Origin of the sequence: Providencia sp. 2.29 (assembly GCF_015832305.1) — a bacterium.
GTDB lineage: Bacteria > Pseudomonadota > Gammaproteobacteria > Enterobacterales > Enterobacteriaceae > Providencia > Providencia stuartii.
Genome location: NZ_CP065420.1, coordinates 26,969 through 39,285 on the forward strand (window position 1 = coordinate 26,969; position 12,317 = coordinate 39,285).

Consider the following 12,317-nt stretch of genomic DNA (forward strand, 5'->3'; position numbering starts at 1 on the left):
TATTTTTTTTATTTTTATGTATCCTTTTTTATCTACTTGGTTCACATATTAATAATTTAACTATTATTTAACTCTTCATTTACAAATTAGTGATTGTTAGTCTCATAAAACAATAAAAAATGGAGACTCACCTGATGAAGATAAACAACTTATTATCTGCGGTTATTATTTTTGGATTAACAACACTTTCATCTACTGGCTATGCCGAACCGAATAAAATCAAAATCGATCGAGATAGCTACGGCGTTCCTCATATCTATGCCGATGACGTATATAGCCTTTTTTATGGTTATGGCTATGCTGTCGCCCAAGACAGGCTTTTCCAGATGGAAATGGCAAAACGCAGTACCCAAGGCACCGTTTCAGAAGTGCTCGGCAAAGATTTTATTGCCTTTGATAAAGATATCCGCAGTAATTACTGGCCTGACTCCATCCATCAACAAATTAAAAATCTCCCTAAAGAAGAACAGGATATCCTACGTGGCTATGCAGACGGCATGAACGCTTGGATCAAACAAGTGAATGCGAGGCCAGATAAATTAATGCCTAAACAATTTATTGATTATGGCTTCACACCATCTCAATGGAACAGCTTTGACGTTGCCATGATTATGGTGGGCACTATGGCTAACCGCTTCTCAGATATGAACAGTGAAATCGATAATCTAGCCTTATTAACCGCCTTAAAAGATAAGTATGGTGAGCAAACAGGGTTAGCAGTATTCAACCAAATAAATTGGCTAAACAACCCTAATGCCCCCACCACTATTGATGCTCAAGAATTTACCTATTCAGATACAAAAAATAAAAACAAGCAATCTCAGGTGAATCAAATAAACGATTACCGTCTAATTCCCCCTATGTTTGAGCGCCCTGCAAAGGATGCCTCCGGCAAATTAATCGCATTAACAGCACAGCAAAATAGCCAATTGATTGCCAAGCAATATGAGCAAGGCGGTGCGAACGGGTTAGCAGGTTACCCAACGACGAGTAATATCTGGGTTGTCGGCAAATCAAAAGCCGATGGCGCTAACGCAATTTTGCTCAACGGCCCACAATTTGGCTGGTTTAACCCAGCCTATACCTATGGCATTGGTTTACATGGTGCTGGTTTTGATTTGGTTGGCAACACCCCTTTCGCTTATCCAGCAATATTATTTGGCCATAATGGCAACATAGCATGGGGATCAACGGCTGGTTTTGGTGATGGTGTCGATATTTTTGCAGAGAAACTCGACCCAAAACGTCCTAACTATTACCAACATCAAGGCCAATGGAAAAAAATGCTCAGCCGCCAAGAGGTCATTAACGTGAAAGATGCTTCGCCTGTCACATTAGATGTTTATCGAACGGTGCACGGTAACATAGTCAAACAAGATAACAGCGCTAACATCGCATACAGCAAGGCTCGAGCGTGGGATGGAAAAGAAGTCTCTTCTTTGATGGCATGGGTAAAACAGGCACAAGCCAAAAATTGGCAGCAATGGCAAGCTCAGGCACAAAATCAAGCACTGACCATTAATTGGTATTATGCCGATCGAGATGGCAATATTGGTTATATCCATACAGGACATTACCCTGAGCGCCAAGAAAACCATGACCCTCGCCTTCCTGTGCCAGGTACCGGGGAGTGGGATTGGCAAGGTATGCAACCCTTTGCCAATAACCCAAAAGTGTATAACCCGAAATCCGGTTATATTGCCAACTGGAATAATTCCCCAGCCAAAAACTACCCCGCTAGTGACTTATTTGCTTTCTTATGGGGTTCGGCTGATCGAGTGACAGAAATAAATAGACTGATAGAATCAAAAGCTTTGTTAAACCAAGAGGATATGTGGGATATCCTAAAACAAACCAGCCGTGTTGACCTCAATCATCGCTTATTCACCCCTTATATCATCCGTGCTACGCGTGATTTACCTGCCGATGATGATGCAGTAAAACTTGCTAATATACTAAACCAATGGGATGGCATTAATCATCTTACAAAGGATGGTAAGCATTATATTCAACCAGGCTCGGCAATATTAGATATCTGGCTCAAGGAGATGTTAAAAGCGACTCTCGGTCAAGCTGTACCGGCTCCCTTTGATAAATGGTATTTAGCCAGTGGCTATGAAACAACACAAGACGGCCCTACAGGTTCACTGAATATTAGTACGGGGGCCAAAATCTTATATGAATCGTTATTAGGACAACGCTCTGCAATTCCTCAAGCGATTGATCTCTTTGCAGGCAAACCTCAAGATGAGGTCATTCGCCAAGCATTACGCAATACTTATCAGCAGATGACCCTAAAATATGGTGATAATCTTGCAAGCTGGCAAACCCCTGCCACGGCACTCACTTTCAGAGCCAATAATTTCTTTGGCGTTCCTCAAGCTAATGCAAAAGAGCGTTTTCATCAAAATGAGTATCATAATAGAGGCACAGAAAATGATTTGATCGTGTTTAGCGATGGTAAAGTGAAAGCTTGGGATGTCGTCGCACCAGGCCAAAGCGGTTTTATTTCACCTCAAGGCAAACCATCACCTCATTATCAAGACCAATTGTCACTCTACGAACAATTTGAAAAGAAACCATTATGGCTCACAACGGAAGAATTGACGCCGCACATCGAATCTAGCGAACAGGTTGAGATCGAAAAATAGTCAATCTCAACAGGGCCGAGGTAACACTCGGCCCTATTTCATTTGCCGTACACGATAGACACAACGTCCCGCGCCATTTAACAAATATTGCTCACGCTCAACTGTCACATCACTTCCCATAATATCGCGAAACAGTTGCAATTCTGAACGACAAAAATTTTGGCAGACGGTCGCCGCAGCACAGATAGGGCAATGATTTTCAATAAATAACCAGCTATTACCATCTTGCTCAACATGTGCCATATAACCTTCTTCGTTGCGAACATCGGCTAATGCCTGTAATCGTTCAACGAAAGGTAAAGAGCCACATCGCGACAAATATTTCGCCTTAACTTCCCCTTCTCGTTGGCTAATTAGCTTTTCCAGCCCTTCATTACCAAAAATATTTTTTACAGAATCAATGAGCTGCAATGTTAATTGAGCATGTGTGTCAGGAAAGCGCTGATGCCCTAATGCTGTGAGCACCCAATTCTGCCTTGGTCGGCCCGCTCCGGTTTGAGAGGTACATTGCACCCCTTCAACTAAACCTAAAGACGTCAGTTTCTGAATATGCTGGCGTGCCGCTTCCCCCGTCATTGCCAAGTCTTTTGCAATCACAGCTGTCGAGATAGGACCTTTTGTTTTTATGCAAAACAAAACCTTATCAACCGCTTGGCTGATATTTAAATTATCAAAGTAATCACTTGCATTAATCATTCTGTCACTCTAATATCCAAGTCAGTACTTGGATATTAACGTTTTTTTAACTCTCTCGTCTAGCAGGTCTCGCTATGAGCAATGAACCCTCCACGACAACTCAAGCTAAGTGGGCTGATTTACTTAGTGGTCGTAACGCATTATTGACGATTGCCCTCACCGGTGGTGTCGCTCTTCATGCTATCAATATTTATATTGTGACAACTATCTTACCTAGTATCGTCAATGATATCGGTGGTCTTGAATATTATGCGTGGAATACGACGATTTTTGTTGCTACTTCAATTGTGGGTTCAACACTGTCGAGTAAAATACTCAATCAATTAGGGCCTAAATTCGCCTATTTAACGGCTCTGCTTATTTTCTCATTAGGCTCCATTTGGTGTGCACTGTCACCATCAATGTTAATGTTACTTGGCGGGCGAGCGTTACAAGGGCTAGGCGGTGGAATTTTATTCGCCTTAAGCTACGCCCTTATTCGCGTTGTGTTTACTGAAAACCTTTGGTCACGTGCCATGGGCATTGTTTCCGGTATGTGGGGAATAGCGACACTTTGCGGTCCTGCTATTGGTGGAGTATTCGCTCAAACGGGTCATTGGCGCTGGGCTTTTTGGTCATTACTTCCCGTTGCACTTCTACTCGTTCTAATCGTGATAAATCAATTGCCTAAAAGGACAAATCAATCCCAACAGATCAGTAAACTGCCTGTTCTCGCCATTTCACTATTAGTGATTTCCGTCTTAGCGATTTCCATCGGTAGCTTATCCAGTCAGTTGATATTCAATGCCATTGGCCTATTCGTTGGCCTTATCTTATTGGTCACTATCGCAAAAATCGATGGTAAAAAAGGTAAGCGATTACTACCAACAGGCACTTATTCATTAAAAAATTCACTCGGTGTGATTTATTTAACGATGAGCTTGTTGGTGGGTGGTATGACAACGGAAATTTATGTTCCTTATTTCTTACAAACCATCCACCACTTCTCGCCATTATCAGCAGGCTATCTTACAGCGATTATGGCAGCAGGTTGGACGATTGGCGCATTATTAAGTGCCAATAAAACTGGCCCAATCGTGTTAAAAATACTTCGTACAGGGCCAATCATCATATTTATTTCATTAATTGTGTTAGCCATTTTGACTCCTCATACGAAGCTTGTGAGTTCAATCTTACTGTTTACAATTTATTTAGTCGCAATGATGGGAGTTGGCCTTGGTATTGGTATTTGCTGGCCACACTTGGTGTTAAAAGTGTTCAGTGTCGCCCCTAGTGGTGAAGAAAATCTCGCGTCTTCATCCGTCATTACCGTTCAACTATATGCGACTGCGCTTTCTGCCGCGCTCGTGGGTGTCGTCGTGAATAACAGCGGGTTGATTTCCCCTGGTGGAATAGCAGGCGCTCAACAAGCCTCTGTTTGGTTATTTATTTTATTTGCCATTTGTCCATTCTTTGCCGCACTGTTGATCAGGAAAGTGAAGTAATACTCCCGCGTGGGGGATACGTGGTAAAAGCAGGGAAGTGTCATTTAATTCACTTCCCTTTATTCATTAACGTTAATTTTTACGGAAAAAGTAAGGGATACACAGCGTGCTGATTATGACAATAATCGCTGTCGATACCATGACACCAAAAAAGGCTTGATCAAACGCTATGTGCGCTTGATTTATCAATAAATTAGCACTTTCGTGCGGCAGATGCTCCGCAACAATAAAAGCTTCATCAATGCTATCATAAGCTTTATTATCAACGACTAAGCTATCGGGCAATGATAATTTCATTGTATAAATGGCACTCATCAATCCGCCCATAAAGGTTACACCCAACACACTACCAATTTCATATGCGACTTCTTCAATAGACGCGGCCATACCGGCTTTTTTATCTGGCGCATTGAGCATCACGGTTGTTGAAGCTGTCGTAAAAATAATTCCTAAACCAAAACCAATTAAAAACAGGAATAACAATAAGATGAAACCTGTTGAGGTTTGATAAATAGAAATGAGACCAAGTACCCCTGCCAAAGTACAAACAAAGCCAATGACGGTTAAACGTCTTTCCCCCATTGTATGTAATAACATTCCAGTTAATGGGCCTGCTAATACAGAAGCAATCGGGATCGGGATAATATACAGCGCCGCTTGAAGTGGCGTATACCCCTGAACTAATTGTAGTCTTTGGCTCAATAGGAGTTCGACACCCACAATAATCACCATCGATAATATCGCCATTAAAATACCGGCACTAAAACGAGGGTTAGAAAATAATTTAAAATCAATCATTGGTGATTCAGACGCTATTTGTCTGCGGCTAAATAACCATAAAAATAGCCCACCGATAACCCCAACAATAGTCAACTCCCACCAATTGGTATAAGGCTTACCCAGCTCTTTTAGAGCATAAATAATGCCAACTAACCCGACTAGCACTAACCCAGAGCCAAGATAATCAATTTTTTGTGAGCCTGTTCCGCCACATTTAGGAATTAAAAAATAGGCAAAAGGTAATACCAGCAATACCACAGGAACATTAATTAAAAAGACCGATCCCCACCAAAAGTGGTTAAGCAGCGCACCACCAACCAAAGGGCCTATCGCAGCACCACCTGATGCCACCGCCGACCAAATACCTATCGCAAGTGCACGCTCTTTTGGATCTAAGAAAACGTGTCTAACAATCGATAAGGTTGCAGGCATACTCAACGCCGCTCCCACAGCTAAAAAGCCTCTAGATAAAATTAGGCTCATTGCCGTCGGAGAAAATGCCGCACATAAAGAAGCGACCGCAAATAAAGGTAGCCCTAACAGAAACATGACCTTATGGCCAATGCGATCACTAAGCATACCCGCAGCAGGCAACAGCCCAGCGACAATTAATGGGTAAGCATTCATGATCCACAATTTTTCAGAAGATGTGGCGCCTAAATCATGCGTTAATCGCGGTAACGCGGTATATAACACCGTTACATCGATGACAATCAGAAAGAGTACACTTGATACTAAAAGTAAAATAATCCAGCGTTTATAATTTGCTAGCATAAAATCATCTCAACAAGTTTATTTAATCACTATTTATTCATGATCGTGCTACAATATAAATCCATACGTATGTATTGAAAAGAGGTTTTTGTTAAATGGGACGTCAACGAACTATCGATCGAGATAAAGTGCTCGATGCCGCTGAAAACATCGTACTTAACCAAGGTGCTGCTGCTCTGACGATTGATGCAGTCGCAAAATCCATGGGGATCTCTAAAGGAGGGGTTCAATACTGTTTTGGTAACAAAGATGCCTTAATCGATGCAATGTTTGAACGCTGGGGTTATACCTATGAGCAAATATTTAACCGTGAGATTGAAAAAGACAGCTCCCCAGAAAATCGTATTAATGCCCATCGGCTTGCAACCTATGAACATGACAAAGTCGCGATGGCGAAGGGGGCAGCATTAATGGCAGCTTTACTACAAACCCCTGAATACTTAGAAAGTACCCGTGTTTGGTATCGTGATAGATTGCGCCATTTAGACACCTCAACAGAGCATGGCAAACGCGCTCGGCTGATGTTTCTTGCTACCGAGGGCGCCTTTATGTTGCGCTATTTTGGTTTGATGGAAATAGACGAAAACGAGTGGCAAGAGATGTTCCATGATATGTCACGTTTTTTAGGCTAACGTGACAAACCTAGGAACTTATCCTATAAAAAAACAATCGTTCGTTGTATCGATACAGAGATACAAAAAATCGCTATTTTTCATTACGACGAAATAAATGGACGGGGATGATGCCAGAAACGGTAAGCAAATTAGGCGTATTTTTATTTGTGGGTATTTAGCCACTTCTTTGCCTGCAAAATTAAAGGTAAATCTACCATTTTGCCATCCACTTTAAAGGCATACTGCTCTTGAGATTGTTGTAATACTTTTTTTGACCAAGCCAGCTGCTGCTGCGTTATATCAAACGATCGCTTGATAATAGCAATTTGATTGGGATGAATAGCTAATTTTGCTGTAAAACCAAGAGCTTTAGCATGCAAACACTCTTGCTCTAAAGCAGCCAAATCATCAATATCTGGTGTGACACAGTCGATAGGAGCTAAAAGATTTGCAAGGCGAGAAGCAAGCACCACTTGTGTTCTTGCAAACAACAGTGATTCACGAGACATGTCACACTGCATATCAAGAGAAAAGTCTAAAGAGCCGAATGCAAGGCGCTCAACACCTGAATGTGCGATATCATAAACACGGTGTAACCCCCATGCCGTTTCAATGATAGCAATCATCGATAGTTGCGGATTATCAAAGAGATGTTTTTTAACATCGTTGATCATCTCTACAGATTCAACTTTAGGTATAACAAGGTGAGATAAATAGATGAATAAGTTATTTTTCTTTAGCCAATCAATATCTTGATTATATTCAATACTATTTGGCTGGTTAATTCTAATGGCTATTTTTTGCGTTACCTCCTTTCTTGGATAATGGAGTAACCAATCCATAACTTCCTGCCTAGCAAGAGATTTATGTAAAGGATGGACTGAATCCTCCAAATCTAAAATCAACACGTCTGAGCCACTAATACACGCTTTATCAAAGAATTGAGGGTGATCTCCGGGTACAAATAAATAAGTTACAGAACAATTAGTCATCGTGAACCTTCCTAATCAATCATTTGAATAACATATTATTTTCCCTTACATCTCAATTGAGAATAAAAAAAACAATAATTCTCATTTACTATTTTTTTCGGCAATGCTAACTTTATTACCAATATCTTTCAAGTATTCAAAATTATTTTTCTAGTTAATGATATTCATCATTAATTAATTCGTTCTCATAGCTATAAGAGGCTAATCATGACGAATACCCCTAAACAAACAAATGTTTTAAATATTAATGCTGAATTTTCTCATCATAATAGCCTTAGGCGTTTAATTCATTGCTTGTTTGCAGAAAAACTGATTGATAAAAAACAATTTTATTGGGATTTTGATTATTGTGGATATATTTATCAATCCATAACATCATCATTTAAAATCCTTTTCACCGATGTAGATATATACCCTGCCAATACCGTATTAAGTTATGGAAATATTTATATAATCGATAAAAACAATCAAAAGGAAATTATTCAAACGATAGATGACATGCTTGATATATTAAAAGAAGATTTAAATATAGCGTTTACCCCTAACAATTTAAATAAATTAAAAAATGATATAAAAAACAGTGTCGATAATGACATTAATGCACGCAACTTCCGCATTAATTGGTCACACGATATTAGCCAACAAATGTCTAAATACGGTTTTAATGACTTAACTGATTGGGTCGTTCATAAATACAGTATCCGCGATGCGGCTTTGTTTCTCGACCAATGGGGCTCACTTGAAGGGCATCCCTATTATCCAACATGGAAAAGCCGACCAAACATGAAAGCCAAAGATGTTATGGCTTACTCTCCTGAATTTAATGCTACGGTGAATCTTACTGTCGCAGCTCTACGCCGAGATATGGCCTATATTGAAGCATTGCCGCATGTCGCTAATATTCACCTCTGGTTTCTTCAACAATTTCCACTTATTGGTCAACAATGGTGTGATTGGCTTGGGCAACAAGGTAGGGATCCTCAACAATGGCTTCCATTACCCATTCATCCCTGGCACTTAAATCATTGGGTAAAAGAGCAAGCAGCAGAACTCATTCAAGATGAAATACTGCTTATTGATGGGCCTCAATTAGAAACCAAACCGACGATGTCCTTTAGGACCATGCTCCCCACAGATGCCACTAATAAGGCATTTGTTAAATTACCCATCGCAGTTTGGATGACAAGTGAAATGCGTAGCTTGCAAGCAAAATCCATCCATATGGGGCCTAGAATTAGTCAGTTAATCGATACCATCTTAAAACAAGAGAAAAACTTTCATGGGAAATTAGAATCTCTACGTGAAGATCTCGGTATCCACTACCGACATGCCATTGAACAAGATGATTCAGCTGGGCGCTTTCTTTCTGTCGTATTTCGTTGCACGAATTCTTATGAAAGAAGTGACAATTTATTGCCTATCACGGTTGCAACACTCTTTACTGCTTTACCAAATCAACAAAAACCGATTTTCACTGAACTCATTGAAAAATCAGGATTAACTCCTCGTGAATGGTTCCGCAGCTATACAAAAGTTATTTTAGAGCCTGTTATATCTATGTATTTGATATATGGCATTGCTCTTGAAGCTCATCAGCAAAATACCCAAGTACTCTTCACATCAGAAGGTATCCCAGAAAAATGTTTAATCCGTGACTATGGTGATGGCCGAGCCTTTTTACCCCTATTGCACCAACAAGGCTATCAATTACAAGCCTACTCTTGGCCCGGTATTTTACCGACCGTTTTTGAAGAGGATATAGAACCTGTACGGAGTTTTTTGATTGACGCTTGTTTTGTAAGCCATTTACATGAACTAGCTGTCCATATTACTCGTTTTTACCGCTTAACTAACCACCAGCTTTGGAGGGAATTAAAAAATATAACTCAATATATTTTTGAATCAGTTAAGCCTCGAATTGATGAAAGTTTTTGGAGGCAAGAATATGAAATATTTATGAATTCACCTTGGCAAACTCGCTCACTACTCACTATGCATATCCAACGATATATTAATTACCGAATACAACATGGTTTAACGAACCCATTTTTATTATTTCAATAAATAAACTTTATCTAACAGAAGGTAATACTAGGTTTGTTCCCTTCCTTGTAAATAAAGCGAATAAAACGACTAATTCAATATGAAAAATAACTTATTAACTATACCATTTAAAGACATAGCAAAACATAAAATTACCTATCACTCTTTATTTTGTGTGGTAATTTCATTCTTTTATCCTAATACCCTTTTTGCTAAATCAGATAATAAGCTCAGCAAAGATAGTATCATCGTATCAGCTAAGGGTAATAATAACCTACAACCTAACCTTTTTTCTTCAAGATCAATGCAAGCGGGGCTATTAGGGGATAACGATATTATGGATATTCCCTTTAATATCACTAATTACAATTCAGCTTATTTAGAATCACAACAAGCACAACAAATTTCAGACATTCTTTCTCACGATACTTCGATACAAATTAGTAGCTCTAAAGGTGGACTACTTGACTCATTATATATTCGAGGCTTCCCTATAACGGAAGGTAATATCGGTGAGTTTGCGCTTAATGGTATCTATGGTGTATCCCCTAACTTTCAATTATTAGCAGACTACGCTGAACGTGTTGATATTCTAAAAGGACCAGCATCTCTGTTATATGGTATGTCACCTGAAGGGGGGGTTGGTGGTGTTATCAATGTCGTAACCAAACGTGCCAGTGCGCAGCCTATCACTCGCTTAACCGCCCAATATCTAAGTGACTCTCAGTTAGGTGGTAAATTAGATGTTGGCCGTTTATATGACCTAGGGAATAACCAATATTTTGGTATTCGCGTGAATGGAAGTTACACCAATGGTAATACTGCCGTTGACCATCAAGACCGTCGGCTCGGCGTCGGTGCTATCGCGCTAGATTATTCTAGTGAACGCTTTCGCGCTTCATTGGATCTCATTACTCAAAACCAAAATATGAATGCGACTAATCGTCCATTTTTTTTAGGGGAAAATGGGGTTGTTCCACCTGCGCCTAGTGGGAAAACCAATTTAGCTAGCCCATGGACATGGTGGAAATCCAATGATGATTCCGCCTTATTACATATGGAATATGATGTGCTAAGCAATACCTCATTATTTATGGATATTGGTGGTGCTCGAACCCGTATCGATCGGGTTAATGAACAAACCTACACCGTCCTTAATGATCAAGGGGATATCTCCACATATATCATGAATTTTCAAAGCAAAACCCAGCGTTACTCTGTTGGCACTGGTATCAAAAGTGAATTCATGACAGGAAATACCTCTCATCAACTCGCATTACAGTGGAACCGCTATTTTGATCGTTATAATGTCGGTACAAATGCAGGCACACCATACAATACCAACTTATATCACCCTACTTATATTGATAAACAAATCCCTGATTACCCAGAAATAACAAAACGCTCCGAAAATACACTTTCAGGGGTTTCATTGGTCGATACAATTGGCTTTTTTAACGATAGCTTTATGGTCACCCCCGGTATTCGCTATCAAAATATAAAATCTGATAGCTTTACTTTAGGGGCTCTTTCAACAACTTATGATGAATCCGCTATTACCCCATTAGTCGGTTTATTGTTTAAACCTACTGATAATATCTCGCTATATGCGAATTATGTTGAAGGTCTCAGCAAAGGAAGTACTGCTCCGGTTAATGCTAAAAATAGCGGCGAAATGATGAAGCCATTTCGTTCTAAGCAATATGAGTTAGGCGTTAAATATGAACAACCCGTCGCAATAACAACACTGAGCCTTTTCCAAATCAGTAAACCAAGCGGGTCATTAGACCCTAACAGCCTGATTTATTCTGCCAACGATGAACAACGTAATCGTGGTATTGAGCTAAGTGTCTCTGGTAAGCCATTTGATTCTCTCCGTTTAACCGGCGGCGTCACTTATATTCAAGCAGAGCTCACCAAAACTGCATCTGGGCAAAATAAAGGAAATGAACCGATTGGCGTTTCCCCTTGGGTCGCAAATTTTGGTGCGGAATATGATATCCCTTCTGTTTCAGGTTTAAGTATCAATGGCAATATCAATTACCATACTCGTCAATACGTTAATAAAGAAAATACTCATTCAATACCTTCATGGACAACCGTCGATATTGGCTCTGCCTATAAGACTAAGATATCGAATACGCCTGTTACGTTGAGACTAAATATCACCAATATTTTAAATGAGCGTTATTGGTCTGGTGTAGCCTCCTACAGCACATTCGCTCAAGGCTCTCCGCGAACCGTACTCGGTTCTATTTCAGTTGATTTCTAAGAGGTGAAATC

Annotated in this window: 8 protein-coding genes; 5 read left to right on the plus strand and 3 right to left on the minus strand. The window is 40.0% G+C overall.

The window, feature by feature from the left end; translation table 11 throughout:
• The first annotated feature begins 119 nt into the window (after positions 1–119).
• Positions 120–2,651 (plus strand): penicillin acylase family protein, encoded by a 2,532-nt coding sequence (locus I3B46_RS00095; protein ID WP_395756065.1) that lies wholly within the window; start codon positions 120–122, stop codon positions 2,649–2,651.
• Positions 2,652–2,684: 33 nt separating this feature from the next.
• On the opposite strand, the gene I3B46_RS00100 is transcribed toward I3B46_RS00095, so the two are convergent.
• The gene (locus I3B46_RS00100; protein ID WP_104873105.1) at positions 2,685–3,347 is read right to left on the minus strand and encodes a helix-turn-helix transcriptional regulator; all 663 of its coding nucleotides are present in this window, start codon (positions 3,345–3,347) and stop codon (positions 2,685–2,687) included.
• A 74-nt stretch (positions 3,348–3,421) separates the two neighbouring features.
• Between I3B46_RS00100 and I3B46_RS00105 the strand changes: the two genes are divergently transcribed.
• Complete coding sequence (locus I3B46_RS00105) at positions 3,422–4,831, plus strand: MFS transporter (RefSeq protein WP_036942423.1); 1,410 nt, start codon at positions 3,422–3,424, stop codon at positions 4,829–4,831.
• A gap of 72 nt (positions 4,832–4,903) precedes the next feature.
• Here the strand turns inward: I3B46_RS00105 and I3B46_RS00110 are convergent, their stop codons facing one another.
• Positions 4,904–6,385, minus strand: a complete 1,482-nt coding sequence (locus tag I3B46_RS00110; protein WP_004924034.1) for an MFS transporter — start codon at positions 6,383–6,385, stop codon at positions 4,904–4,906.
• A 95-nt stretch (positions 6,386–6,480) separates the two neighbouring features.
• On the opposite strand from I3B46_RS00110, the gene I3B46_RS00115 reads away from it, so the two are divergent.
• Positions 6,481–7,017, plus strand: coding sequence for a TetR/AcrR family transcriptional regulator (locus I3B46_RS00115; RefSeq protein ID WP_004924031.1), 537 nt, complete (start codon positions 6,481–6,483; stop codon positions 7,015–7,017).
• 143 nt (positions 7,018–7,160) lie between these two features.
• On the opposite strand, the gene I3B46_RS00120 is transcribed toward I3B46_RS00115, so the two are convergent.
• Positions 7,161–7,991: an HpcH/HpaI aldolase/citrate lyase family protein gene (locus tag I3B46_RS00120; protein ID WP_104873104.1), complete on the minus strand. Its 831-nt coding sequence runs from the start codon at positions 7,989–7,991 to the stop codon at positions 7,161–7,163.
• Positions 7,992–8,198: 207 nt separating this feature from the next.
• Here I3B46_RS00120 and I3B46_RS00125 point away from each other — a divergent pair, with 207 nt between their 5' ends.
• A complete protein-coding gene (locus I3B46_RS00125; RefSeq protein ID WP_104873103.1) occupies positions 8,199–10,055 on the plus strand; it encodes an IucA/IucC family protein in 1,857 nt (618 codons plus the stop codon).
• A gap of 79 nt (positions 10,056–10,134) precedes the next feature.
• Positions 10,135–12,306: a TonB-dependent receptor gene (locus I3B46_RS00130; protein ID WP_014657148.1), complete on the plus strand. Its 2,172-nt coding sequence runs from the start codon at positions 10,135–10,137 to the stop codon at positions 12,304–12,306.
• Positions 12,307–12,317 lie beyond the last annotated feature (11 nt).

Coding starts and splice junctions, on each gene's coding strand:
- I3B46_RS00095 (WP_395756065.1), top strand. CDS start 120: ATGGAGACTCACCTGATGAAGATAAACAACTTATTATCTGCGGTTATT.
- I3B46_RS00100 (WP_104873105.1), bottom strand. CDS start 3,347: ATGATTAATGCAAGTGATTACTTTGATAATTTAAATATCAGCCAAGCG.
- I3B46_RS00105 (WP_036942423.1), top strand. CDS start 3,422: ATGAGCAATGAACCCTCCACGACAACTCAAGCTAAGTGGGCTGATTTA.
- I3B46_RS00110 (WP_004924034.1), bottom strand. CDS start 6,385: ATGCTAGCAAATTATAAACGCTGGATTATTTTACTTTTAGTATCAAGT.
- I3B46_RS00115 (WP_004924031.1), top strand. CDS start 6,481: ATGGGACGTCAACGAACTATCGATCGAGATAAAGTGCTCGATGCCGCT.
- I3B46_RS00120 (WP_104873104.1), bottom strand. CDS start 7,991: ATGACTAATTGTTCTGTAACTTATTTATTTGTACCCGGAGATCACCCT.
- I3B46_RS00125 (WP_104873103.1), top strand. CDS start 8,199: ATGACGAATACCCCTAAACAAACAAATGTTTTAAATATTAATGCTGAA.
- I3B46_RS00130 (WP_014657148.1), top strand. CDS start 10,135: ATGAAAAATAACTTATTAACTATACCATTTAAAGACATAGCAAAACAT.